The following is a 25,462-nucleotide window of genomic DNA, read 5'->3' on the forward strand; positions in this document are numbered from 1 at the left end:
ATCGGGCCGTCAAGTCCCGTCCTGCTCGTTATGCCGTTCGGTTCCTCAGAAAGAACCTTAACTGAACGGCATTAGCCCCTCGGGGCGGTTTTTCATTGGGGCGACGGACTGCGCCCGTGCTTCATTCGGGTTCGACGCGAGCGCTGACGTAGCGCACCATCACGAGCCCGGTGAACAGCATCAGCAGGTCGGCCACCACCATGTACTCGACGTTGTAGTGCGGCTTGACGAGCGCGCCGAAGTAGCCGTAGCGGATCATCTCGCAGGCATGGACCATCGGCAGCCACAGCACCACCTTCTGCGCCGTGGTGGGCAGCCATTCGACCATGAACGCGGCCCCCGACAGCGGGAACAGCAGGTAGGCGATGGTGTGCCACATCCGGTCGTAGGTCTCGCTCAATTCGCTGAGCGACCCGATGATGAAGCCGAGGCCGATCGCGATGATCGCCAGGTAGAGCCAGCCGGCGAGGATCAGCGCGATGTCCTTGGGCGGCTCCATCAGACCGACCGCGATGAACAGGATCGACAGGAACAGGAACGACATGGTCGCGCCCGACACCTCCAGCAGCGCACGCGAGATGAACAGGTCGATCACGCGCACGTTGCGATGGTAGAGCAGGCTGTGATTCGGCAGGATCGCCAGCGCGCAGCGGTTGGCCGTGTTGCGCCAGAGCAGGATGGTGGAATAGCCGGTCACGGCGAACGTGGTGATCGGCAGGTTCGAGCCGTGATTGAACTTCGCGACGTTCCACAGCGCCGTGACGCCGAGCGTGAACGACATCGGCTCGAAGAAAATCCACAGGAAGCCGACGTTGTGGCGTCCGTAGCGCGTGATGATTTCGCGCATCAGCAGGGCGGCGACGACCCGGCATTGAATCTGGAACGACCGCGGCAACGACGTGTTGTGTTTGGCGCTGAGCATCTGGACCTGGGGATGGCGTGACTGCGGGCATTGTATCAGCCCGTTTTGACAGTACGCCTGCGGATGCGGGCAACGGTCGGGCGCCGGTTCCGTTGATCGATCGCGGCCGCCGTGACGGGCGCCGCGCCCTCAATAGCGATCGAACAGCTGTTGCAACTCGTCGCGATCCTCGCTCAGCGTGAGCCCCAGCATCAGCAGGATGCGGGCCTTCTGCGGGATCTGGTCGTCCACCGTGAGCCAGCCGTAGGCGTCGTCGGGCTGCGCGCCGTTGCGCGTGACCACGCCGTTGCCGGTGCGCGAGGCCCGCACGACCTGCGTGCCGCGCCGCGCCGCCGTGCGCAGGCCGTCCACCAGCCGCGCGGCGACGTTGCCGTTGCCGGTGCCGGCGAACACCAGCCCGCGCGCGCCCGCGGCGGCCGTTTCGAGCCAGGCGGGATCGAGCTCGCCGTAGGCGTGGACGAGGTCCACGCGCGGCAGCGCAGGCAGCGCCGCGGCCGACCACGGCGTGTCGAGCGTGTGCGGCCGCAGCGGGCGCCGGTAGTAGCGCGGCGCGCCGTCCACCATCAGCCCGAGCGGCCCGTAAGGCGAGCGAAACGCCTCGAGCTTGTAGCTGTGCTGCTTGGCGACGTCGCGCGCGGTGTGGATCTCGTCGTTCGCGACCACCAGCGTGCCGAGCCCGTGCGAGGCCGGGTGCGCCGCCACCGCGATCGCCGCGTGCAGGTTCAGCGCCGCGTCGGAGCTGAGCGCCGAGGGCGGCCGCAGCGCGCCGACCACCACCACCGGCTTCGCGCTCTTGAGCGTCAGGTGCAGGAAATAGGCGGTCTCCTCGATCGTGTCGGTGCCGTGCGTGAGCACCACGCCGTCGATCGCGTCGTCGGCGAGCCGCGCGGCGACGCGCGCCGCGATCGCGACGAGTTCGGCGTTGCCGAAGTTCTCCGAGCCGGTCTGCAGCAGCTGTTCGGCGCGCAGTCGCGCGATGCCGGCCGCCTGCGGCAGCTGTTCGAGCAGCGTGTCGATGCCATGCACGGAGCAGGCATAGGACGCGGTATGCGTGGCGCTGGCGCCATGCCCGGCGATGGTGCCGCCGGTGCCGATCACGGCGAGGGTCGGTCTGGTTGGCATCGTGGTCCGAATCGGGGGGAAGGCCCGCGCGCGGCGGGCGGCGGAATCAGTGCGAGAACGTCGCGCGCAGCGGGTGGCCGGTGCCGCCGGCGAGCCAGTCGGCCAGCAGCGCGGCCGAGCCGGCCGCGAGCGTGAAGCCGAGCGCGCCGTGGCCGAGGTTGAGCCAGAGGTTGCGGTAGCGCGTGGGGCCGATGATCGGCACGCCGGTGGGCGTGGCGGGGCGCTGGCCGGTCCAGGCGAGCGGCTCGCCCGCGGTGAGTTCGGGGAACAGCGCGCGGGCTTGCGCGTGCAGCGTGGCGATGCGCGCCGGGTCCGGTGCGGGCGAGGCGTCGAGGTCCGCGATCCCGGCCACGCGCAGCCGCTCGCCGAGCCGCGCGTAGACGACCTTGCGCGCGAAATCGGTCAGGCTCGCCCGCGGCGCCGGCGCGCCCGCGGGCAGCGCGTAGGTCAGGCTGTAGCCTTTCAGCGGCCGGATCGGCGGGCGGATGCCGAGCGGCGCGAGCAGCGGCGCGGCGCTCGCACCCGTGGCGATCACGATCTGGTCGGCGTCGATCGGCGTGCCGCCGCGCAGCGCGACCACGCGCGCGTCGCTCGCGTCACCGGCCACGCGCAGGCCGTCGATCGCGACGCCGGTCGTGATCGTCACGCCGCGCGCGCGCAGCAGCGCCGCGAGGCCGGTGCAGAAGCGGTGGCAGTCGGCGGTGTCCTCGCTCGGCGTATGGATGCCGCCGGCGAACCGGTCGCGATGCCGCGCGAGCGACGGCTCCAGCGCGACGCAGGCGGCCGCGTCGAGCGCGTGCTGCTCGCAGCCGAGCGCGCGCTGCAGTTCGAGCTGCGCGACCGCGTGCTGCATCGCACCGGGATCGCGGTGCAGCACCAGCTTGCCCGAGCGCACGAAGTCGAAATCGAGCGACGGCTCGGCGGCGATCATCTCGTGCAGCAGCGTGCGGCTCAGGAACGACAGCGACAGCAACTGGCGCGTGGTCAGCGCGCTGCGCGAGCGCGTGCAGGCCGCGAGGAACGCGAAGCACCAGCGCCACTGGGCCGGGTTCAGCGTCGGCCGGAACCGCACCGGCGAGTCGCGGCGCAAGAGCCAGCCCGGCAGCTTCGAGATCACGCCCGGATCGGCGAGCGGCGCGACGTAGCTGTACGACAGCTGGCCGCCGTTGGCGAAGCTGGTTTCGCGCGCCACCTCCGGGTGCCGCTCGAGCACGGTCACCTCGTGGCCGGCGCGATGCAGGTAGTACGCGCTCGACAGGCCGATCACGCCGGCCCCGACGATCAGGATACGCATGCCGTTTCCACGCCTCCGTGTTGAGGGTTGCGAGGCGCCCGCCCGGACGCTTCGAGATCGGTCCACTGTACGGCCGTGCCGCGCGCCGCGCATTGCATCGCGCGGCCGAAACATAGAAGAATTGCGTCAGGCCCCGCTCCTCAGCCGCCGGCCGCGCCGCGCAGCCTGCCCGGCGTCACGCCGTAGGCCTCGCGGAACGCGCGGATGAAATGCGCGGCGTCGGCGAAGCCGCATTCGTAGGCGACGTCGGTGATGCGGCGCGTGGTGTTGACGAGCATCCAGCGCGCGTAGCGCAGCCGCATGCGCCGGTAGAACGCGTTCGGCGAGGTGTGCATCTCGGCGGCGAACGCGCGTTCGAGATGGCGCACGCTGGTGCCGGTCATGCGCGCGATCACCGCCACCGTCAGCGGCGCCTCCAGGTTTTCCTCCATCAGCAGCACCGCGTGCCGCACCGTTGCGTCATCCACCGACAGGTAGCCGAGCGCCGCGCGCCGCTCGACGAACGAGGCGCCGCTCTGCCGGCTCACCGTCATCTGGTGGATCACCTTCGAGGCGCGGTCGGGGCCGCAGTGCAGGCTGATCAGCCGCGTCGCCAGCTCGATCACCGAGATGCCGCCCGCGCAGGTGATGCGGTCGCCGTCGATCAGGTAATCGGTGTGCGTGACGAGCCGCAGCGCCGGGAACAGCCGCCGGTAGTCCTCCACGTGGAAGCTGTGGATGCAGGCCACGCGCGCTTCCATCAGGCCCGCGCGCGCGAGCACGAAGCTGCCGGTGCAGAGGCCGACGAGCGGCGTGCCGGCCCCGGCCGCGCGGTGCAGGTAGTCCCAGTAGCGCGCGTCCACCTGCTCCAGATGCGGCAGCAGCCCGCCGATCACGATCACGTAGTCGAATTGCGCCGGATCGGGAAACGCGCTCTGTACCGTCACCGGGATCCCGCAGCTGGCCTCGACCGTCTCGCCCGCCACTCCGGCGATGGTCCAGAGGCAGCGCAGCTGGCGGCTCTGGTCGCTGCGATCGGCCGCATGGCGCAGCGCATCGCAGAGGCCCGCCAGCGACAGCATCGGGAAGCGCGGCCACAGCACGATCGCCACGCTCAGCTCGGCGCCCGCCGACCGGCTCGGGCGCGCCTGCGGCGAGCGCGGGCGCGCGTCGAGCGCCGTGACGATCGGCATGGCGGCGGCAGTGCCGGAAGCGTCGGGGGCGGAGGCGGGCGCGCGCGGCGCGTCGTCGGTGGCAGGCATGAGCAGGCGCGGTGGACGGTGGTTCCGATTGTAGCCGGGCCGCCGGCGCCGGCCCGCGCGTGGCGCATTTGTTCTATTTCCGGGCAGAACGGTTCAATGCCGTCATTTTGTGACTGCCTACATTCGTTCCCGTCGACCCATCACCACGCGCCGCCGGCGGCGCGCGGCAACACCGGGCGCATGCGTGCATGCGGCCCGGTTCATCGAAATCACGGAGGCGGATGAAGCATGAGCAACCACAACGATTCGGGGCGCCGCGTTTGCGCGGCCGCCGTCCTGCTGGCGGCGGCCCTCGCCGGCAGCGCGGCCCGCGCGGACGAGGCCGGCGAGAGGGTCAGGATCGGCGAGGCCGCGCCGGTCACCGGGCCGGCCTCGTATCTCGGCAAGGACACCGAAAACGGCGCACGGCTCGCGATCGAGGAGATCAACCGCGCCGGGCTCGTGATCGGCGGCAGGAAGATCACGCTCGTGTTCGACGCGCAGGACGACGCCGGCGACCCGCGGCAGGCCACCCAGATCGCGCAGAAGCTGGTGGACGACAAGGTGGTCGCCGTGGTCGGCCACATGCAGTCTGGCACCACGATTCCGGCCTCGCGGATCTATCACGACGCCGGCCTCGTGCAGGTCTCGCCGTCGGCCACCAACCCCGCCTATACGCGGCAGGGCTTCGCCACGACCTACCGCATGGTCGCCACCGACGCGCAGCAGGGGCCGACGCTGGCCGACTACGCCGCGAAGACGCTGCACGTGAAATCGGTGGCGATCGTCGACGACTCGACCGCCTACGGGCAGGGGCTCGCCGTCGAGTTCGAGAAACGCGCGCGCGCCGACGGCATTCGCGTGTTGTCGCACGACGCGAGCAACGACAAGGCCGTCGATTTCCGCGCGATCCTCACCAGAATCAAGGGCGAGCAGCCCGACGTCATCATGTACGGCGGCCTCGACGGCACCGGCGGCCCGTTCGCGCGGCAGGCGCGGCAGCTCGGCATGACGGCCAGGGTGCTGGCGGGCGACGGGCTGTGCGCCGACGACCTGGCCAGGCTCGCCGGCGAGGCGGCCGACGACGTGATCTGTTCGATCGCGGGCGCGCCGCTCCTGAAGATGGCCGGCGGCCCCGCGTTCGTCGAGCGCTACCAGGCGCGCTTCGGCTACGCGCCGGTGCTCAATTCGCCGTTCGCCTACGACGCCGTCGGCATCATCGTCGACGCGATGAAGCGCGCGCAGTCCACCGAGCCCGCGAAGATCCTCGCGGCGATGCCGGCCACGCATTACCAGGGCGTGCTCGGCGATACGCAGTTCGATGCGAACGGTGACCTGAGGCACGGCGTGATCTCGCTCTATCGCTACGTGGGCGGCAAGCAGACGCTGCTCGGGGTGGTCGAGAAGTGAGGTGAGGGGGCCGCGGGTCTGCAATGACGTGCGGCATGCCCGAGCCGTGCTTCCGGGGCGAACGTCGATGGCAAACCTCAGGGCCGGGCGGGTTCGGCGACGTTCAGCGCCGGCACCGCCGCGAACACGTCGGTGAAGAAGTCCATGAACGCGATGGCCCGCCGCGGCAGCAGGCGGTTCTCGGCATAGAGCAGGTGGATCGGCACGGGCGGCGGCGCATGCTCGTCGAGCAGCCATTGCAGCCGTCCGGCCGCGAGGCCCGCCTCGAACAGCCAGCGCGGGCCGTAGGCGATGCCGAGGCCCGCTTCCACCGCCTCCTGCACCGCCTGGGGCGAGTTCACGCGCAGCCGGCCCGACACGGCCACCTCGGCGTCGCGAAAACGCCAGAGGTGGCCCGATGCGAGCAGTGTGTAGACGATGCAGTCGTGCTCGCCGAGCGCCGCCGGCGTTGGCGGCACGCCGCGCTGCGCGAGATAGGCGCGGCTCGCCACGCAGCCGCGCTCGAACCGGCCGACGCGGCGCGCGCGCAGCGCGCTGTCGTCCAGATGGCCGATCCGGATCGCCAGCTCGACGCCTTCGTCGATCAGGTTCACGTAGCGGTCGCCGATCTGCAGGTCGAGTGCGATGCCGCGATGGCGCGCGAGAAAGGCCGCCACGTTCGGCAGCACGAACGCATGGGCCAGCGCGGTCGGGCAGGCCACACGCAGCAGCCCGCGCGGCTCGACGCCGGCGCGGAACGACGACTCCGATTCGTCCACCGCGTCGAGGATGCGCCGCACCTCCTCGTAATAGCGCTCGCCCTCGGGCGTCAGCGACAGCCGGCGCGTGGAGCGGTGCAGCAGCCGCGCGTTCAGATGCGTTTCCAGCGCCGCGACGTGGCGGCTGACGTTCGGCTGCCCCAGCCCGAGATCGCGCGCGGCGGCCGAGAAGCTGCCCGTCTCCACCGCGCGCGCGAAGCAGGTCATCAACAGCAGGCGGTCCATGGTGGCGCTCGATTCATGCTCATGGAGCATGGATGGTATGTGAAACGAGCATCTTATGCGATCCATGCCAGGAATTCATGCTTCCGGTGAGGTGACGAGGCGGGCAACCCGCCGCGCGTCGCCTCATTCCGTTACCCACACGACCAGGAGCATTTCCATGTCCCGCTTGCAAGGCAAACGCACGCTGATCACCGGCGGCACCAGCGGCATCGGCCTCGAGACGGCCCGGCAGTTTCTCGCCGAGGGCGCGCGCGTGATCGTCACCGGCAACCAGCCCGACAGTATCGAGCGCGCGCGCGCCGAACTCGGCCCGGAGGTGCGCGTGCTGCGTGCCGATTCGGCCAGCATGGCCGACCAGCAGCAACTCGCGCGCACCGTTGCCGAGCATTACGGCCAGCTCGACGTCGCGTTCCTGAACGCGGGCGTGGCGGTCTGGGCGCCCGTCGAGCAATGGGACGAGGCCGGCTTCGACCGCTCGTTCGCGATCAACGTGAAGGGGCCGTACTTCCTGATCCAGGCGCTGCTGCCCGTGTTCGCGAATCCTGCCTCGGTGATCCACAACACCTCGATCAACGCCCATGTGGGTGCCGCGCGCTCGTCGGTGTATGCCGCGACCAAGGCCGCGCTGCTGAGCCTGTCGAAGACGCTGTCGGGCGAGCTGCTCGCGCGCGGCATCCGCGTCAACGCCGTGAGTCCCGGGCCGGTCGATACGCCGCTCTACGACAAGCTCGGCATCCCCGACGCCTATCGCGAGCAGGTCGGGCGCGAGATCGTCGCGACCATTCCGTCCGGCCGCTTCGGCACGCCCGCGGAGGTGGCGAAGGCCGTGCTGTATCTGGCATCGGACGAGTCGCGGTGGACCGTGGGCGCGGAGCTGGTGGTCGACGGCGGCCGCCTGCTGAACGGCTGATCGCGATGAACGAAACGCAGGCGGCGCTCGCGCCGCGACTGACGTTGATCAGCCATCCGCTCTGTCCGTTCGTGCAGCGCGTCGCGATCGTGCTGCACGAGAAGGGCCTGGTGTTCGAGCGTGTCGATGTCGATCTGCACGACCGGCCGGACTGGTTCGTCGCGCTCTCGCCGACCGGCAAGGTGCCGCTGCTCGAGGTGCGGGATCGCGCCGCGCGCGGCGGCGTGCTGTTCGAGAGCATGGCGATCTGCGAATACGCCGAGGATCTCGGCGTCGGCGCGCGGCTTTATCCCGACGACGCGTTTGCGCGCGCCGCGCAGCGCGCCTGGATCGAATTCGCGTCGGCCATGCTTGGCGACGCGTGGCGCTTGCTGAACGCCGGCGACGAGCGCGCCGCGCGGAGCGAGGGTGATGGGTTGCGAGCCAGACTCCGGCGCGTCGAGGGCGAACTGGGTGACGGGCCGTACTTCGCCGGGGCGGCGTTCGGCATGGTCGATGCGGTGGTCGCGCCGGTGTTCCGCTATTTCGATTGTTTCGACGCCGCGTGGAGCGATGACCTGTTCGATGGTCTCGGCAAGGTTGCGCGTTGGCGCGTGGCGCTGGCGGCGCGGCCGAGCGTGATCGCGGCGGTGGGTGGCGATTACCGCGAACGGTTGCGCGCGCATCTACATGGGCAGGGCGCCTGGCTGGTGAGGGCGTGAGGGCTGCCGGGCGAGATCGAGGGCGGGCGGCGGTGGTCTGCGCAGGTTCGATCTCGACCTGGCTCCCGACGCCAGACCTTGCCTGGTGCGTGGTCGAGGCGGGCTGTCGTCGTCGGGCACCGCCCGCTCAATGCATCAGGAACAGCGAAATCAGGAACGGCGCGGCCAGCGAGAGGATCAGGCCGCTGATCATCGCGGTCGGAATGTCGTGCGGCTCGCAGGTCTGCTTGATGATCGGCAGCGTCGAATCGAGCGCGGTGGCGCCGCTCGCACCGATGCAGGGGCTCGAGAAGCGCGCGCCGAGGCTATAGAGCAGGACCACCGCCAGTAGTTCGCGGAACAGGTCGGTGAGCAGGGCGACGGTGCCGTACAGGTCGCCGAGCCGGCTCGCGACCAGCGCGCCCGACAGCGAGAACCAGCCGAAGCCGCTCGACAGCGCGAGCGCGACCGGCAGCGGCTGGTCGCCGAGCCGCGCGGCCAGCGCGCCGCCCGCGAGCGAGCCGGCGACCACGATCGCCGGGATCGCGAGCACCTTCGGCGACAGGTTCGCGCGGCTCAGGCGCACGGCCAGCATGTCCATGCCGACGAAGCCGATCAGCGTGTAGAGCAGCTGGCCGGTGGACGGCATCGGCAGCTGCGCGAGCCACGCGGGCAGCGCGACGAGGCTGGTGGCCGCGCCGATTGCCACGGCACCGAGCGCGATCGCGCATTCGCGCAGCGGCTTGAGCAGCGTGGCGAGGTTCAGCGCGCCAGTGCCTCGGGCGTGTCGTGCGCGCGGACGGCGCAGACGGCTCGCGACGGCGATCAGCAGCCACGGCACCAGCGTCGTCAGCACGGCGAACAGCAGCGCGAGGCCGACCGCACCGCGCACGCCGGCGCCGCGGCTCAGCACGTCGCCGAAGCGGTGGCCGATCGACACCAGCAGCAGCCAGACGAGCGGCGTGATGAGCCGCGTGAGCGACGCGCGCAGCGCGCCGGGCAGCAGGCGGCCGATCAGCATGCCGGCGAGCAGCGCGATGAGGATCGGGACGATGGCGGTGAGCAGGGCTTGCATGGAGATGATTCGATCCGGTGTGGGAGGGGCGTGCTTCCGGTGATTGATTCCCGGTGTGGGACGGAACGAGATTGCGCGAACGTCGGGACCGCCGTTTGTCGGATTTTCGCAGCAGATTCCCGCGAGGGAAAGTGTCGTTCTCACGACTGCCCGAATGCTCGCGAGCTGCTCGAAGTGAGCGTGTTCCATGGGTTCATCGAAACAGTTGAAATCCGAATATTTGGAGAATTGAATCGATTTTTTTATGAATTTGAGAATTATCAAAAGGCAGATGATGGGTTTGAATATTATATTTTTCTGTCTTCGAACGTGCTTGCCATTATCATTCAGTGAAGAATCCGAATGACCCGCAATCATGTATAAAATTTCCTCGTCACTCGGCCCATGCATCCGATCAAGGTTTTTTCCGCACTGTTGCGTACGCGTCGGCATCTGTTATGGGAAATGACCAAGCGCGATCTTGCGTCCCGTTATCGCGGCTCTCATCTCGGCATGTTCTGGGCGGTACTGTTGCCGCTCGCGATGCTGGTCATTTATTCCTATGTTTTCGGCGCCGTTTTCAAATCGCGCTGGGAAAATTCCGATAATGCCGACGTGCCCTTTCCGTTGGTCCTGTTCGCCGGATTGATCGTATTCAATTTCTTTGCGGAATGCCTGAATCGCGCGCCGACGCTCGTATCCAGTTCTCCCAATTTCGTAAAAAAAGCCATTTTCCCGCTCGAGATCCTGCCGTGGATGGCGGTCTTCACCGCCGCGATCAATTCCGCGATCAGTATCGCGATCCTGCTGGCGAGCGAGTGGCTCTGGGTCGGCCACATCCCGCTCACGGCCGTGCTGTTTCCACTCGTGCTGGTTCCGGTTGCGTTCGTCGCGCTCGGCGCCGGCTGGTTCCTCGCCTCGCTCGGTGTGTACGTGCGCGACATCGCGCAATTGGTGGGGCTCGTCACGACGGCGCTGCTGTTCTTCACGCCGATCTTCTATCCGCCGACCAACATCCCGGTGGCCCTGCGCAGCCTGGCCACCCTCAATCCGATGGCGGTGGAGGTGCAGGCGATGCGCGACGTGCTGTTGTGGGGGCGAATGCCGGACCCGGCGACCTTCCTCCTCGCGCTGCTGGCGGGTTGGGTCACGGCATGGCTCGGCCTGATCTGGTTCTCCAGCACGTCGGACGGGTTTGCCGATGTGCTCTGATCCCGTGATCCGCGTCGACAGCGTCAGCAAGTGCTTCCCGATCTACTCGATACCGTCCGACCGCCTGCGGCAGTATGGGGCACGCTGGATGCGCCGCGCGCTGCCTGCTGCGGCACGGCGGCTGCTGCCGCGGCATCTGGTCGACGCCGATCGCCACAAGCTCTTCTGGGCACTGCGTGACGTGTCGTTCGAACTCGGGCGCGGGGAGAGCGTCGGGATCCTCGGCATGAACGGCGCCGGCAAATCCACGCTGCTGCAGGTGGTGGCCGGCATTCTGAAGCCGACTTCGGGGCGGGTCGAGACGCACGGGCGGCTGGCTGGCCTGTTCGAACTCGGCTCCGGCTTCAATCCCGAATTCACGGGCCGCGAGAATGTATTCCTCAATGCGGCGATGCTCGGCTTCAGCCGCGCGGAGGTGCTCGAGCGTTTTGCCGAGATCGAGCAGTTCGCCGGCATCAACGCCTTCATCGACTGTCCGGTCAAGACGTATTCGAGCGGGATGATGGTGCGCCTCGCGTTCGCGGTGCAGGTGCAGCTCAAGCCCGACATTCTCATCGTCGACGAGGCGCTCGCGGTTGGGGATGCGTTGTTCCAGAAGCGCTGCTACGAGCGGATCGAACGCTTCCTGTCCGACGGCGGCAGCCTGCTGTTCGTCTCGCACGATCAGGAGTCGGTGCGCACCCTGACCGATCGCGCGCTGCTGCTCAGGGATGGCCAGGCCGTCTGCACCGGCACCTCGTCTGAGGTCGTGCTCGAATACCGCCGCCTGCTCCACGAGGCGGAGAATCAGCAGGCACGAGACGTTCTCCAGTACCTGTCCAGCACGGGCGCGAAGCGCGCGCGCACGGTCGTGCCTGCCGCGGCGGTCGGCGGCGCCGAAGCCGACGGCCTTGCCGCGGTCGCCGGCGAGCCCGATCTCGGGGCGCCCGCGTCCGCCGTCCCCGTGGCGGCCGACCCGGTGTCCATGCCGGCACGCAACCGCAGCGCGGACATGTCGTTCGGCGACCTCGACGTCGAAATCGTCGACACCGGGATCTTCGACGCGAACGGTGGTTCCTGCAACCTGTTCTATCCCGGCGACTGGATCGACATCGTAGTGCGTTACCGGGTCAGGAAGCCGGTCACGCACCTCAACCTCGGCGTGCGCCTGCGCAACAAGGAGGGCGTGAAGATCTATTCGGGCGGAACCTTCAACGAGGATCTGCTGCCGCATGCGCCGCCCGGCAGGACGCGAACCTGGGACCGCGCCTTTGCGGCAGGCCAGGTCATCGAGCTGCGCCAGCGTTTCGAGTGCCGGCTCGGAGAAGGCTATTACGAGGTGCAGGCTTACGTCGCCGAGGAGCGCATGCCGGTGCCCGGGCACCAGCGCATGCTGCATTGGGTCGACGAGAGCGCTTTTTTCCGGGTATCGATGAATCGCTTCGAGCGCTGGTACGGCGGAGTCTGCGATATCTGCCCGAGCCTGGCGGTCGAGACACGAGCGCCGCAGGCGGAACCGGTGGCAGGAGAATCCCATGGATGACGCCCATCTGGCTCGCCGCCTGCTGCTGGCGTTCGGCGCACAACGCTATCTCGTGCTCGGCGTGCTGCCGGATCTGGATCGCGTCGTGCTGCGCGATGCCGGCAGTGAGGTGATCGAGCACGACGCCATGGCCGATGGCACGCCGGGCCCGCCATGGGCGCCGGATTTTGTCGCGAGCGCCTGCGTCGTCTGCCTCGACCTTTCCGACGAGGCGCTGACCGCCACGCTGTCGGGCCTGCGCGCCGCGCGCGGCGCCTACATCCAGCGGGCCGCGGATGATGGCGGGGCCGCGGTCGAGCACGTCGAGCGGCTGGCCTTCGCACTCGGCTACCGCAAACACCCGGCCTACCATCGGCTGTTCGGCTATGCGGCGCTCGAGCAGATCTCGGGCGAGTGCGCGACCTTGCTGGAGCCGGTGCCGGCCGCCGCGGCCGAGCGGTTCCCGATGGCGCGACTGATCGAGGAGCGCGACCTGCACATGGACATGCTGCGCGAGGCGGGCCGGCGTTCCGATGCGCATGTCGTTCGCTACGACTGGGCCGCGCGATTCATCCGTCCGAACGACGTCGTGCTTGATGCCGCCTGCGGCCTCGGCTACGGCACGTATGTGATGCGCTACCTGTCGCCAGCGGGCCGCTGCCACGGCATCGACGGCAGCGACTGGGCTGTCGACTACGCGAGCGCGTGTTTTCCGCACACCGACATCGATTACACGGCGGGCCTGCTCCCGGCGGCGCTGGATCGCTTGGACGACGCCTCGATCGACGTCGTCGTCTCATTCGAGACGCTCGAGCATGTGGCGCACCCCGAGGTGCTGCTGGCGGCGTTCCACCGGGTGCTGCGCCCGGGCGGCCGCATCATCGTCAGCGTGCCGAACGACTGGAGCGACGAAACCGGCGAGGATCCCAATCCGTATCACCTGCACGTTTACACCTACGCGCGGCTCGCACGCGAAATGGCCGCGCATTTCACGATCGAGCAGTCGGTGCGGCAGATCGCGAGCGGCTGCAAGCGTATCGACGCGCCCGGCCAGTGGGTCGAGCATGCGCGTGCCCTCGACGCCGTCGAGCCGGCCGACGCGCCGCACACCGAAGCGGAATGGTGGCTCGTTGTCGCGATGAAGCTGCCGGCGACGGGGCGCGAGATCCCATATCGGGAGACGGTCCATGGCCGTTTCGAGGGCGGCACGCATCTGGTGGATTTCGAAGCGCACTACGAGAACCCCTGGCTCATGCATGCGATGGTCGAGATTCCGTTTCGCCTGCAGCGCGCCGATGCGCTCGAGCGGTTTGCCGAAAGCGTCTGCGCCGGACATCCGCTCGACACGGCGGATTACGGCGCGGCGCTCGCCGTGCTCTGCTATCGAGCGCTGGAGGCGCGCGCCGACGATGCCCGGCTCGCGGCGCTCGATGCCCGGATCGCCGCCTATCTGGCCGTGCCGGCCGGCAATCCGCATGTGCGGCGCTGGCACGTTTCCCTGACCTATGTGCGCGCGCGCCTGTGCCTGCGCCGCGGCGATCGCGCGGGCGCGCTCGCCGACTTTTCCACGGTCGCGTCATTCGACGTCGGTCCGATCACGCCGACGCTTGGCACCAAGGTGGTCAGCGCGGCGTTCCTGGCCGGCGTGCTGTCGTGGTCGGACGAGGCGAAGGACGACGCGCGCGGCTGGTGGCGGCTCGGCCTGACGCAGGCCGGACATCTGCTGGGCTCGGCATGGTCCGAATTCTTCGGCAATCTCGACGCGCCGTTCATATTTGCGATGAACGATGCCGTGGAGATCGTGGATCGCGCGACGGCCTGCGCGCAAGCCCTGGCGATCTCGCATCGACGCGGCGACGCGAGCGCCGCCGCACTCTACGACATCAACCAGCAGACGCTGCGTTCGGCCCTGTGCCAGCGCGAGGCCGACCTCGCCTCGGCGCGGGCCGAGACGGCGGCCCTGCGTGGTGAATTCGAGCGCGTCTGTCGCGAGCTGGCCGCGAAGGACACGGTGTCGGCAGAGTTCGAGCGCCTGTCGGCCGAGCGTCTCGCGCGCCTCGGCGAGCTTGAGACCTGCCTGCGCGAGACTCGCGACTCGCTGCTTGATGCGCAGCGCCTCGCGCTCGAGAGCGAGGCGGACCGGGAGGTCCGGGCGCGGTACGCGGATCCGCTCCGCGGCCCCGACCAGCGCCATCCCGTCGTTCCAGAAATCTTTGCCGAATCTCGCAGCCGTTTGCCATCCAGCTACAACCCGTACCGGACATCGACGCCCATGACCAAGAAAACCTGTGTGTTTACCAGTGCCGCGCTGAACTACATTCCAAAAGTCCGGCTGCTGTTCCGGTCGCTGCGCGAGCTGCATCCCGAAATCGAGCTGCATCTGGCGCTGTCCGACGTGCTGGCCGAAGACGTCGACCTGAGCAGCGAACCGTTCGATGCAGTGCATCCGCTGTCGACGCTCGATATTCCCGATGTGCAGGGCTGGGCCTTCTGTCACAACATCGTCGAACTGTCGACCGCCATCAAGCCGTTTCTGTTGAAGAAGCTGCTCGAACGCGAGGATGTGGAGCGCGTGCTGTACTTCGATCCGGATATGGTGCTGTTCTCGCGTGTCGACGATCTGCTCGAGGCCCTCGACGAGGCGAATGTGATTCTGACGCCGCATCAGATCGAGCCGGAAACGCGCTTGCAGTCGATCATCGACAACGAGATATGCAGCCTCAAGCACGGTGTCTACAACCTGGGTTTCGTCGGCGTGTCGGCATCTGCGGAAGGCCTGCGCTTTGCGGAATGGTGGAAGCAGCGCATCTACCATTTTTGCCGGGCCGATATCCCGAACGGCTTGTTTACCGATCAGCGCTGGATCGATCTGGTGCCCGCGTTCTTCTCCGACGTGGCGATCGTCCGTTCCCCTCGCCACAACGTGGCGCCGTGGAATCTGACGACGCGCAGCATCACCGGCGGTTTCGCGGATGGTTTCAAGGTCAATGGCGAACCGCTCGGCTTCTACCACTTCACCGGCTTCGATAGCGGCGCGCACCGGACCATGGCCGCCATCAATAGCCAGGTCGGGTCGCAGGCGGGCGTGCTGATCGACTGGTACGAAACGCAGACGGCGCACCTCGCGTCGGACCCGTTGACGACGAAGAACTGGGCTTACGGCGCCTATACCAACGGCGAAAAAATCCAGCCGATCCATCGTCTGATTTATCGCGAGCGCGTCGACCTGCAGCGCGCGTTTCCCGATCCGTTCGACGTGTCCGGCACAAGTTTTCACGACTGGGTGCGGGAACAGGGGCCGCACGAATATCCGGGCATCGACGGCGGCGCGCCCAGCGAGGCGCTGCTGCGCCTGAAGCAGCAACTGACGGCGGGTTTCGCGCCGCGCAGTCCCGACAATCTCCATTGGCGCGGCATCGTCCGGCTGATCGAGGATGCGGCCGGCTCGCCCGAGCGGGCGGGGCACTACGTGAGGCGAGCCTGGGAAATCCTGAGGCAACAGGGAATCAGCGGCATCAAGCGTCGACTCACGTGAGGCGCCGAACGTGCGGCGGCAAGCGACGCGACGTGTCTGATAGCGAGAAGGAGCATGCTTCCATCACTCGGCAGCACAGTTTCCACTGAGATGAACCTGATCCGGTTTCGTTGGTCCGTCGACTGTTCGGCCATCAACGAGGACGGCGCGCTGCTCATTTTCGGCTGGGTGGTGCATGACACGCGGGCCGTGGTTGCACTGCGGGCCGCGCTCAGGTTCAACGACGGATCGCAGCAGGCGTTCGAACTCGTCTATGGCATAGAACGTCCCGACGTCGAGCGTGCGATCCGGGACAATCCGCGTGCCGCGAGCTGCGGTTACTACTATTTCGGCCAGGCGCAGCGCACCGACGTCGTCGCACTGTCGCTGGAAGCGCAGCTCGATGACGGCGAGTGTGCCGTGCTGCCGACCAACAGCACGATTGTGCCGTCCCGGTACGACGCGGCAGAGGAGGGCGGGCCGAAGCGCGCCGCGGTGTATGGCTATCTGGCCGCACGCGCATGGCGGTTCATCCTGTCGGGACGTTTCGTCGACCTGATATCGACGGCACGCCGCTATCTGCGCGGCAAGCCGAAGCAGGTTACGGACAGCATCGGCCATGTGCGCCGCCTGGCCGCCGCTGCGAAGTCCGTGCAGCTGTTCATCGACCACGACCTCGGCGGCGGGGCCAACCACGTGCGGCATACGCTCGTGAAGGAGCAACTGGCGGCGAGGGGCGTGGTCTTTGTCCTGACGTTCCATGTGCCGACGCTGCAATACGTGCTGGAGTGCCGCCGGCGCGACGCGTCGGAGCGGCTCGTCGTGGATATCGACGCGTTGCTGCGGGCCCTGCCGACACTCGGGCTCGAGCGCGTACACTGGAACAACGCCGTGTCATTTACACGCCCGCTGGTGCTGCTGGATGCGATCACGCTGCTTGCGCGTCACCAGGCCGTGCCGGTGACCTATTATCTGCACGACTATCATTGCATCTGCCCGTCGCATTTCCTGCTCGGATGCGATGGACGATATTGCGGACTGGGCGACATCGGGCAATGCGCGGCCTGCCTGCCTAACATTCATGACGGCCTGACCTCGCTGTTTTCCGAGCGCGACATTCATCTGTGGCGCCGCCGCTGGGATGCGTTCCTGTCAGCCACGGACGAGATCATCTATTTTTCGCAGGCCAGCCTGGCCCTGGTGATTCGCACGTATCCGCAACTGGCGCGACATGCTGGCCTGAAGCTGCGTCCCCACAGCATCGCCGATTTTCCCGCGCGGTCGATAGGCGTCGATCTGCAGGCGCCACTGAACATCGGCATCGTCGGACGCATCAACGGGCACAAGGGCGCGCACGTCGTCCGGCAGATGGCACAGGCCATCGAAGCGCGCGGTGCCGATGCGCACATTACCGTGCTCGGCGCGATCGACGGCCTGAATCGATCGCGTCTCGTGACCATTACAGGCTCGTACCAGCGTGACGAACTGCCGGAGCTGATCGCCAGGCACCGAATCAACGTCATCGCATTCACGTCGATTTGGCCTGAGACATTTTCATATGTGGTGGCGGAAGTGATGAGCCTCAATCTGCCCATCGTCTGCTTTGATCTCGGCGCGCCCGCCGAGCGCTTGAAACAGTACGCGTTCGGCCGTGTGGTGCCGCTCGGCGATGGCGCAGCGCTGCTCGACGCTGCCGAGGCGTTGCGGAAGGCGTTGTCGAGCACGGCGGGAGGCGGGCAGGTGCCGCCCGCCGGGTGTCCGGCGGTTTCCTTGTAGCGGACGATCCCGGATCGGCGGGTGATTGAAACAGGAGAAGGTGCCGCGGGACGAGATCCGATGCCGGCCGAGTGGGGGCGACAGGTTCGGTGGGAGGAGCGGGCGATGGCAAGACAAAAGACCCCGGGCCGATTCCGACTACGGGTGTTTGCCGCCAGAGTTCACCGCTTGGCCGAAAAGCAGAAAGCCCGGTCTTTCGACCGGGCTTTCTGCTTAACGCTTTGGTAGGCCGTCCGGGATTCGAACCTGTGACCAACGGATTAAAAGTCCGAGCGACATCGCATTCCTTCACGTGGATTAATATCCGTGTGGGCGCTCGTGATCCTTTGTGGGTAAGGGGTTTGGCGATATTCTGCGGATTCTGTTGTTGACTCATGCAGACTGATTTCCCTAGCAGGCTGTTGAAATAGCTCCCGCCGCCGTCATCGGAGCGGGAGCGGTAAGCGTTGAAACAAGGGACCGGACAACACTGAGACCGAAACGATGCGCGGAGCGGACGGCTACACCGAGGCGATGTTCACAATGACGAAGCTGGATGAATTCGTGCCAGCCAGCCATCCCTTGCGCCCAATTCGCCTCTGGCTGAACGACGCGCTCAAGCGTATGGACCCGTTGTTCGCACGCATGTACGAGAGCGACGCGAAGGGCGCCGTCCGAGCATCGCCCCGGAGAAGCTGATTCGCGCGTTGCTGTTGCAGGTGTTGTATTCGATTCGAAGCGAACGCATGTTGGTGGAGCAAATCTCCTACAACATGCTGTTTCGCTGGTTTGTCGGTCTTGCGATGGATGATGCGGTGTGGGACCACTCGACCTTCAGCAAGAACCGGGACCGACTGATCGAGCACGACGTCATCGTGGGACTGTTCAACGAGACGGTTGAGGCGGCACATGCGCGCGGTTAACCGCGCGAACGCAGATGGGCGATAGCGTCTACCTCGTGGGGAAGCATGGCAATTTCGGATATTCGCCGCGTCATGCCACCAATCGCAGGGCCTCGTCCCAAGCTTTCTGCTTGATCGTGGCCCCCGTACCGAACCACGCGGCGTCGCGCCGGTGATCATCGCTGCGCGCACGACGGTGGTGATCGGCAAATTCAGTAATTGCGTCCACCAGCCATGCTGTGCCGGATGCAGAGACGAGCGTCGCGCCCAGGCCCTTGCCGGTATAGAGCGCTTGCACGGCCTTGATCGCGGACTCATTGGCGGCCGGCATAAGCTGGCCCGAGCCGACCTGATAAGTCAGCACACGACGGAAGAAGGTTTCGGCAGCGGTCTCGTTGACCTTGCAGTCGGACAAGGCTTTCATGCGAGCCATAAAGCCATCCCAGCTAGAAATCGCGATGCCGAACCGACGCTTCACGGCCTGCGCGTCGAACTGCGAGCGGTGTGGCACTTTGATCGCCCCCAAGCTGTCGCTGAGCGCAATCGAGAGCGTGTTGTTGCATACCACACGAACGGAAGTGAATTGTGCGGTTGCTGGTTGGCGGTGATCTCCAGTATTTCGTGGATTTCAGTCACTCGCACAACGCGCCCGTAAAAGAATGGATAGAGAAGCAATTGGCGGCCGGCTTGCTCAAGGCTCGTAAAACGAACTGGAATGACGTCACGCTGCCCGGTGAGGCCGAGGCCCACGCGCTGATGCTGGAAGAGCGCGAGCGATCGGCCAAGATCAGGCAAGAGGGCTACGCCCGTCGCGCTTCCGCCGTCACGGGCAAACAATCAATGGATGGACGAGCGCAATGATGCTGAACACGTTAACGATGACCGAGACACAAGAGCAGGACGCGCGCGCCAAGGCGTTCTATCTGATCAAGAAGTAGACGAGCCTCACCTACCTGGAGCACGCCGTCCAGTTGTATCGGAATTTTCTCGACGCCTACGCCAAACGGATGGACTCGCCGAGCCCAAATCAGGATGAACTCGAGAAAGCTTACACATATGATTTTCTCGGCGCGTTGGTGCAGATGGATCAAGGTATTGATACTTTGCGCCGAGGCTTGGACAAACAATCGGCCTACGGCGCGTTGATTGCCGGGAGCGCGGAAGTCAGCGATGTCTTGTTTGGGCGAACTGCAGATGAAGTTGGCAGAAAATACGATCCGTTTTTTCTAGCCTTGGGCTTGAAGAACAACACCTACAGCGACCCAGAATTTGCCACGGGGTTGGTACACGGTGTCTGGATCCAGCAATTGATGTGCTACGCACTGGATTGCTCGATCGCATTTGGTTTTGAAGGGCTGATGGCCTATGAAACAGACACGGATACCGGAACTCGCGTGTTCGAGTATTGGACCTATGAATCCCTGTTTCAGGACGTACCGCTTCCAGCTTGGAAGTATTGGCCGCCGGGGCGTAAGTATCCGGCGGATCTTCCCGCATGCCCTCCCAAGAACGAATCCCGGGTTGGAGAAGTCGCGAGCGGCGAGGAAATCCCCATCGAGGGAATCTGGGAGCCATGGTTTCCGGCTGGCAAGGTTGGCTGCCCGAATTACTTCCTCAAGGGTAGCGTCGCCCACACGTATTTATTGGAAGGCACGAACGACGAGTACGACGTACGCTGGCGCTTGCTATGGGAAGATACCCGCTATCGGGACGGTAGCATCCCTGAGGAAGAGTCGACCTACTTCCCCCAATCCGTCGCGCAGACGAGTCTGCGAGCCTTGCCCGGGGAAACGTGTCCGCGTACTGGTCGTTGGCAAAGTCCGGCTGTGACGGAGTCGGTTTATGTCGAAGCGGGAGAGCCGATGCCAGGTCCTCAGCGCACCTCATGGGGCATGGTCATTTGGCACTATGCGGATCCGCAACCGTAGGCCTATCTCTCGCGCTCGGCGCGCGATTGAGCGCGCACCTCAGATCGAAAGCGGTCCATATAGTGAGCGCGACTCAAGGAAAGCGCCCATCTGTTGATTTTCACGCAGTCTTAACCCACCGCGGATGCGGACAAAATCTCGGGCTACTTTGGAGGTAGTCCATGTATTCATCCGAAGACTGCGTTCGTGCGATCGAGCTGTACCTGAAACTCGGGAAGCGCATCAAGCGACAATCCGTCAGTTGGGTTACCCGGCGAAGAATTCTCTCAAGACGTGGTGCGAAGAATTCGAGAAGCGTGGCGAGTTGGAGGGGCGATGTGACGAATGTGAGGGTGACTTCATCGGCGCGAAGTCGATTAACAAACGCAGGATACCAAGAACCCCAAAATTGGGTTTGCTGCTTAGCCGGACGTTCGCACTGCGGCAAGGAATCTGGCCATCGCATTCGAGCATTACAACGAGCAGCATCCCCATAGTGCGTTGAAGTACCGCTCGCCTCGCGAGTTTCGACGCGCAACGGATTCAGCAACCTAAGTGGGTTCCGTGTCCGGTGTTACGGGGGCAACTCCAAGGTACTTGCCGTGCGACGCGGAATGGGTGTTCGGTAAGGCGTGCTGTAGTACTGGGATCAGCAGATGCTACATGGCGGATGATGGTTTTTGCTGCTACGCAGGCGTATTGCACAACGAGAAGAGAGAGGGGAAGCAATGGCACTGAGTAGAGTCGAACGCATCTTGATTCTAGCGAAAACTTACCCTTCGCCTAGCGCGAAACACGTGGAGACCTCCTGCGTCGCGGGCATCGCGCAGAGCGGCGCGATGCGGCGTCTCTTCCCGGTACCATTCCGGATGATCGAGGACGGGCAGCAGTTCAGAAAGTGGCAGTGGGTCGACGTGCGCGTTGAGAAGGCCTCCAAAGATCATCGGCCCGAGAGCCACAAGGTTTATGTCGACACGGTCAGCTGTGGCGACGTGATAGACACCAGAAATGAGTGGTCGTTACGTCGCGATTGGCTGGACAGGATGCCTGCATTCGACAGCTTCGATGCCATCGATGTGGCGAGGCTCGCTGACGGGCTGTCGCTCGCACTTCTGCGCCCGAAGCGGTTAGTCGGGCTGGACATCGCCAAGGCCCGCACCCCGGACTGGACTGACGAGGAGCGGGAGAAGCTCCTACAGGAGCAGATGCAAGGCAATCTGTTTTCCGAGGTGGAAGAACGCAAGCAGGTGAAGCAGCTTCGCAAAGTGCCATTTGACTTCCACTACCGATACGTCTGCGATACACCAGACGGTGAGCAGGAGCATAAGCACAAGATCGTCGACTGGGAGGCCGGTGCGCTATTCTGGAAGTGCCAAGAAAATTACGGTCCCAACTGGGAGAAGCCGTTCCGCGCCAAGCTGGAAGAAGATCTGGGCAGTAAGGAGTTGATGTTCTTGATGGGCAACCAGCATCGGTTCCAAGATCAATGGCTGATCATCAGTTTGATCTACCCGCCTAAGCGCAAGCCAGTTGACGACTGGCAAGGCTCGCTGTTCTAGCCTTGGCGGCCGAGATGTGTTCGACGTCTGCACCGCAATGCTCCCGCACGGCATTAGCGACCATCGAGCGGTGGCAAAAGTTGAAGTCGGCCTCGTAGCAGAGCAAGGCGCAGTTCGACGAATTCACCATATCGGACAGGTCTGCGATAGCTGCCTTCTGTGTCTTAAGGTACTTGAGGAAGCCGGCAGTGTATCTCTTCCAGTCGCCATCTTCCCGGTAGCGGTCACGTACCGGCCGCGGACAGCCGAGGTCCACCAAGTGAACATACTCGAGGCCGGAAAGATTCAGCGCGTTGGCCAGCGCCTTCTTTGAGAAGCCGGGCTTGCGTGAGAGGGGAAGTTCACGGATGTCCACGACAGTCTCGATGTCATGCTCGGAGAGTAGTGATAGAAAAGCGTCGATGTCCAGCCCTTCGTAGCCAATGGTGAAAACAGTCATCAATGCGCTCCGTCGACAGGCGGTATAGTAAGAATACCGTCTTGGGCGAGATCCGGTATTCGTGGTTGCCGGCCCGCCGTAAGTCGCCCTTGCTTCCGGCAACCGAAGGCAACGCGACTCTTTCGCGCGTCGCGCTTTGCCTTGCGATATGGATCTATGTTGATTGATACAGCCCGAAAATACCTACATGATGCCTACACGGCGTATAAAATGAAAAGGGTTACAGTGCCTCGGCACTGTAACCCTTTGATTTTCTTGGTAGGCCGTACGGGATTCGAACCTGTGACCAACGGATTAAAAGTCCGCTGCTCTACCAGCTGAGCTAACGACCCAAAGAGGCAAGATTATAGCGAACGTTTTGCGGACCCGTCAAGCATAGCCAGGCATCAATCACCCGACAGCCCCGCTCACCGTTCACCCGCTCACTTGATCGAATCGATCTTCGCCTGGGCCGCCTGCGCGGCACTCGAACCCTGGAACTGCGAGAGGACCTGTTCGAAGGTGTGCTTGGCTGCCGCCTTCTGCCCCTGCTCGAGTTGGTTGGTGCCGATCGCCACCAGCGCATCGCCGGCGCGCGGATGCTGCGGGTAGGCCTTCACGAGCGCCTGCCAGGTGGCCGTCGAACCCTTGTAGTCACGCAGCGCGTACTGCGCGTTGCCGAGCCAGTATTGCGCGACCGGCTGATACGGGCTCTGCGGATACTTCGCGATGAAGGCGCGGAACGAAGCGGCCGCGCCCTTGAAATCGCCGCCACGGAACTGCTGCGACGCCGCGTTGAACGCGTCCGTTTCCCCGGGCTGGACGGTGCCCTCGACGCCGTCCACCGTGGTCTGCTGCGGCTCGAACTTCTTGAGCCGCGTATCGAGATCGGTGTAGGCGTCGCGCTGCTGGCGCTCGAGCGTCGTCAGGCGGTTCGTCAGGTCCTCGTTCTGGCCGCGCAGCGTCGCGACCTGCTGGTTGAGCTGGTCGAGACGCCCGGACTGATCGAGGATCGTCCGTTGCGCGGCGGAGAGCTGGTTCGTCAGGCTGTCGGTGCGCGTGCGCAGGTCGAGCACGGCGCGGCGAGCCTCGTCGTCATCGAACATGCCGGCGTGCGCCGGCGCCGCGCCGAGCGCGACACCGGCGACGCAGGCCGCGGCGGCTGCACGCAGCCAAGGGAAGCGGTGCGTCATGCGGAGTTTCTTCCGTTACTTACTGTTGGTAGACGATGTCCGCGCGGCGGTTCTGCGCCCACGAGGCTTCGTCGTGGCCGGTCGCTTGCGGCTTTTCCTTGCCCAGGCTGACCGACTCCATCTGCGAATCCGGCACGCCCAGCAGCGACAGGCCGCGGCGAACCGCTTCCGCACGCTTCTGGCCCAGCGCGAGGTTGTACTCGCTCGTGCCGCGCTCGTCGGTGTTGCCCTGGATCAGGATGTGACGCGCCGGGTGGCTCTTCAGGTATTGCGAGTGCTGTTGCAGCAGCGGCTGGTACTGGTCCGACACCGAGTAGCTGTCGAAGTCGAAGTACACGCTGCGCTTCGCGAGCGGGCTGTTCGGGTCGTTCAGCGGATCGACGTTCACTTGCGCGACGTCGTTCGGGTTCGGCTGCGTGCTGATCGCGTTGCCTTGCTGGTTGGCCTTGTCGTCGAGCTTGACGCCCGACTTACACGCGGCCAGCGCGCTGATCATCATTACGGCGAGTGCCAGGCGAGCTTTATTGGTCATCATGGTGAATCTCCTGTTGGTCATTGCATGAATGGCCCCCACGACGGCTCGCGGAACGAACCGCCCTGGACGGGCAGAATCTGCGGCGGCGAACTGCCGTCCGAGGGAACGGCAGCAAGAACGCTGCGGCCACCGGCTTGGGTCGCGTACAGGATGTACTGACCGTTTGCCGCGAAACTCGGCGACTCGTCATGCGTGGTGTTGGTCACCGCGTTGGCGGCGCCGGTCTGCAGATCCTGGACATACAGCTTGAAGCCGCCACCGGTGCGCGAGATGTACGCGAGCAGCTTGCCGTCGGGGCTCACGCGCGGGCTCGTGTTGTAGCTGCCGTTGAACGTCACGCGCTGCGCGGCGCCGGCACTCTCGCCCTGCGCGGGCATCCGGTAGATCTGCGGTTGACCACCACGATCGCTGGTGAAATAGATCCACCGGCCATCAGGAGAATAAAACGGTTCGGTATCGATCGAGCTGCTCTGGGTGAGCCGGCGCAGGCCGGTACCCGTCGAGCTGACCGAATAGATTTGCGTGTTGCCGGTCAGCGACAGCGCGACGGCCAGATTCTGGCCGTCCGGCGACCACGCCGGTGCGCTGTTGTTGCCCTTCTGGTTCGAAATCACATAGCGGCGGCCGGTCGGCAGGTCGTGAATGTAGACCACCGGCTTGCGCAGTTCGAACGACACGTAAGCAACCTTCGTGCCGCTCGGCGACCACGCGGGCGAGATGATCGGCTCGGAACTGGTCAGTGCCGGCACCGCGTTTTCGCCGTCCGAATCGGAAATCAGCAGACGATACTTGCCGCCCGAGCGCGTCACGTAGGACAGCCGCGTGCTGAACACGCCGCGCACGCCGAGCAGCTTCTGGTAGATGTAGTCCGCGATCTTGTGGCCGGTCTTGCGCATGCCCTCGGCGTCGCCCGTGGCCGTCAGCGACAGGCCGCCCAGGCTCTGCTGCTTGACCGTGTCGAACAGCATGAAGTCGACCTTCACCTGGCCGTTCGCGTCGCGGTTCACGGTGCCGGCCACCAGCGCGTTGGCGCCCTTGGCCTTCCAGGCGCCGTAGTCGACGGGCGCCGATTCGGGAACCGGCGTGCTGCCCGCATCGACGTTCGAGAACTTGCCAGTGCGTGCGAGATCCGAGCGCACCACGGACGTCACCGATTGCGGCAGGCCCGCTTCGTTGACGAAATTCGCGGTCGCGATCGGGAACTGCGTGGATCCGACGCCCGTGATGAGGACGTTGACCTGCGCGTTCGCGGCACTGCCCGCCGCAATCAGACACGAGGCCACGAGTGACCTGAAACCCAGCTTCGTCATCAAACTCATGCTTCCGATTCCCTTATGTAGCTGCGCATCCGCACAGAGACTCAACAATACC

20 protein-coding genes, 1 tRNA gene and 3 pseudogenes are annotated in these 25,462 nt (G+C 65.5%); 12 read left to right on the forward strand and 12 right to left on the reverse strand.

All coding sequences use genetic code 11. The annotated features are described in order from the left end of the window. Window positions 1-121: 121 nt before the first annotated feature. From BpN12_RS17940 to BpN12_RS17955, 4 genes are all read right to left on the reverse strand, one after another. Window positions 122-922 carry an ABC transporter permease gene (locus BpN12_RS17940; RefSeq protein WP_246796849.1) on the reverse strand — a complete coding sequence of 267 codons (801 nt, stop codon included), beginning with the start codon at window positions 920-922 and terminating at the stop codon, window positions 122-124. 129 nt (window positions 923-1,051) lie between these two features. Next, window positions 1,052-2,044: an asparaginase gene (locus BpN12_RS17945; RefSeq protein WP_246796851.1), complete on the reverse strand. Its 993-nt coding sequence runs from the start codon at window positions 2,042-2,044 to the stop codon at window positions 1,052-1,054. A gap of 46 nt (window positions 2,045-2,090) precedes the next feature. Further along, complete coding sequence (locus tag BpN12_RS17950) at window positions 2,091-3,404, reverse strand: D-amino acid dehydrogenase (RefSeq protein WP_246796853.1); 1,314 nt, start codon at window positions 3,402-3,404, stop codon at window positions 2,091-2,093. Window positions 3,405-3,478: 74 nt separating this feature from the next. Next, window positions 3,479-4,579 (reverse strand): GlxA family transcriptional regulator, encoded by a 1,101-nt coding sequence (locus BpN12_RS17955; protein WP_246796855.1) that lies wholly within the window; start codon window positions 4,577-4,579, stop codon window positions 3,479-3,481. A 228-nt stretch (window positions 4,580-4,807) separates the two neighbouring features. Here BpN12_RS17955 and BpN12_RS17960 point away from each other — a divergent pair, with 228 nt between their 5' ends. Further along, window positions 4,808-5,968 carry a branched-chain amino acid ABC transporter substrate-binding protein gene (locus tag BpN12_RS17960; protein WP_246796857.1) on the forward strand — a complete coding sequence of 387 codons (1,161 nt, stop codon included), beginning with the start codon at window positions 4,808-4,810 and terminating at the stop codon, window positions 5,966-5,968. A gap of 77 nt (window positions 5,969-6,045) precedes the next feature. Here the strand turns inward: BpN12_RS17960 and BpN12_RS17965 are convergent, their stop codons facing one another. After that, on the reverse strand, window positions 6,046-6,951 hold the full coding sequence (locus BpN12_RS17965) for a LysR family transcriptional regulator (protein WP_246796859.1): 906 nt from the start codon (window positions 6,949-6,951) through the stop codon (window positions 6,046-6,048). A gap of 157 nt (window positions 6,952-7,108) precedes the next feature. Between BpN12_RS17965 and BpN12_RS17970 the strand changes: the two genes are divergently transcribed. Both BpN12_RS17970 and BpN12_RS17975 read left to right on the forward strand, forming a co-directional pair. After that, window positions 7,109-7,861: an SDR family oxidoreductase gene (locus tag BpN12_RS17970; protein ID WP_246796861.1), complete on the forward strand. Its 753-nt coding sequence runs from the start codon at window positions 7,109-7,111 to the stop codon at window positions 7,859-7,861. Window positions 7,862-7,866: 5 nt separating this feature from the next. Next, window positions 7,867-8,562 carry a glutathione S-transferase family protein gene (locus tag BpN12_RS17975; RefSeq protein ID WP_246796862.1) on the forward strand — a complete coding sequence of 232 codons (696 nt, stop codon included), beginning with the start codon at window positions 7,867-7,869 and terminating at the stop codon, window positions 8,560-8,562. 127 nt (window positions 8,563-8,689) lie between these two features. On the opposite strand, the gene BpN12_RS17980 is transcribed toward BpN12_RS17975, so the two are convergent. Further along, the gene (locus BpN12_RS17980; RefSeq protein ID WP_246796863.1) at window positions 8,690-9,616 is read right to left on the reverse strand and encodes a LysO family transporter; all 927 of its coding nucleotides are present in this window, start codon (window positions 9,614-9,616) and stop codon (window positions 8,690-8,692) included. Between the two features lie 384 nt (window positions 9,617-10,000). Here BpN12_RS17980 and BpN12_RS17985 point away from each other — a divergent pair, with 384 nt between their 5' ends. The 5 genes and pseudogenes from BpN12_RS17985 to BpN12_RS18005 form a co-directional block, all read left to right on the forward strand. After that, a complete protein-coding gene (locus BpN12_RS17985; protein WP_246796865.1) occupies window positions 10,001-10,807 on the forward strand; it encodes an ABC transporter permease in 807 nt (268 codons plus the stop codon). Then, a complete protein-coding gene (locus BpN12_RS17990; RefSeq protein WP_246796866.1) occupies window positions 10,797-12,329 on the forward strand; it encodes an ABC transporter ATP-binding protein in 1,533 nt (510 codons plus the stop codon). Before BpN12_RS17985 ends, BpN12_RS17990 begins: the two co-directional genes overlap by 11 nt. Further along, a complete protein-coding gene (locus tag BpN12_RS17995) occupies window positions 12,322-15,843 on the forward strand; it encodes a methyltransferase domain-containing protein (RefSeq protein ID WP_246796868.1) in 3,522 nt (1,173 codons plus the stop codon). Before BpN12_RS17990 ends, BpN12_RS17995 begins: the two co-directional genes overlap by 8 nt. Window positions 15,844-15,897: 54 nt before the next feature. Next, the gene (locus tag BpN12_RS18000; RefSeq protein ID WP_246796869.1) at window positions 15,898-17,598 is read left to right on the forward strand and encodes a glycosyltransferase; all 1,701 of its coding nucleotides are present in this window, start codon (window positions 15,898-15,900) and stop codon (window positions 17,596-17,598) included. Window positions 17,599-18,081: 483 nt separating this feature from the next. Continuing rightward, window positions 18,082-18,497: pseudogene (locus tag BpN12_RS18005) on the forward strand (transposase); the annotation flags it as partial. Window positions 18,498-18,570: 73 nt separating this feature from the next. On the opposite strand, the pseudogene BpN12_RS18010 reads toward BpN12_RS18005, so the two are convergent. Next, a pseudogene (locus BpN12_RS18010) lies at window positions 18,571-19,071 on the reverse strand (DUF932 domain-containing protein); the annotation flags it as partial. On the opposite strand from BpN12_RS18010, the gene BpN12_RS18015 reads away from it, so the two are divergent. The 4 genes and pseudogenes from BpN12_RS18015 to BpN12_RS18030 all read left to right on the forward strand — a co-directional run bounded on the left by BpN12_RS18015 (window position 19,065) and on the right by BpN12_RS18030 (window position 21,945). Further along, window positions 19,065-19,340 (forward strand): hypothetical protein, encoded by a 276-nt coding sequence (locus tag BpN12_RS18015; RefSeq protein WP_246796870.1) that lies wholly within the window; start codon window positions 19,065-19,067, stop codon window positions 19,338-19,340. The pseudogene BpN12_RS18010 and the gene BpN12_RS18015 sit on opposite strands and share 7 nt — an antisense overlap. Before the next feature lie 110 nt (window positions 19,341-19,450). Further along, window positions 19,451-20,407 (forward strand): Imm72 family immunity protein, encoded by a 957-nt coding sequence (locus BpN12_RS18020; protein WP_246796871.1) that lies wholly within the window; start codon window positions 19,451-19,453, stop codon window positions 20,405-20,407. Window positions 20,408-20,812: 405 nt separating this feature from the next. Further along, window positions 20,813-20,941 (forward strand): annotated as a pseudogene (locus tag BpN12_RS18025) (integrase core domain-containing protein); the annotation flags it as partial. A 242-nt stretch (window positions 20,942-21,183) separates the two neighbouring features. After that, complete coding sequence (locus BpN12_RS18030; RefSeq protein WP_246796872.1) at window positions 21,184-21,945, forward strand: hypothetical protein; 762 nt, start codon at window positions 21,184-21,186, stop codon at window positions 21,943-21,945. On the opposite strand, the gene BpN12_RS18035 is transcribed toward BpN12_RS18030, so the two are convergent. The 5 genes from BpN12_RS18035 to tolB form a co-directional block, all read right to left on the reverse strand. Further along, entirely contained in the window at window positions 21,902-22,384 is a 483-nt protein-coding gene (locus tag BpN12_RS18035; RefSeq protein WP_246796873.1) for a DUF488 domain-containing protein, read from the reverse strand. The genes BpN12_RS18030 and BpN12_RS18035 overlap by 44 nt on opposite strands. A gap of 256 nt (window positions 22,385-22,640) precedes the next feature. Beyond that, window positions 22,641-22,716, reverse strand: a tRNA-Lys gene (locus tag BpN12_RS18040). A gap of 90 nt (window positions 22,717-22,806) precedes the next feature. After that, window positions 22,807-23,556 (reverse strand): tol-pal system protein YbgF, encoded by a 750-nt coding sequence (gene ybgF, locus BpN12_RS18045; protein ID WP_198250197.1) that lies wholly within the window; start codon window positions 23,554-23,556, stop codon window positions 22,807-22,809. A gap of 19 nt (window positions 23,557-23,575) precedes the next feature. Beyond that, on the reverse strand, window positions 23,576-24,091 hold the full coding sequence (gene pal, locus BpN12_RS18050; protein ID WP_246796874.1) for a peptidoglycan-associated lipoprotein Pal: 516 nt from the start codon (window positions 24,089-24,091) through the stop codon (window positions 23,576-23,578). A 17-nt stretch (window positions 24,092-24,108) separates the two neighbouring features. After that, on the reverse strand, window positions 24,109-25,410 hold the full coding sequence (gene tolB / locus BpN12_RS18055; RefSeq protein WP_246796875.1) for a Tol-Pal system beta propeller repeat protein TolB: 1,302 nt from the start codon (window positions 25,408-25,410) through the stop codon (window positions 24,109-24,111). Window positions 25,411-25,462 lie beyond the last annotated feature (52 nt).

This window comes from Burkholderia perseverans, from assembly GCF_022870505.1.
In the GTDB taxonomy this organism is placed as follows: Bacteria; Pseudomonadota; Gammaproteobacteria; order Burkholderiales; family Burkholderiaceae; genus Burkholderia; species Burkholderia plantarii.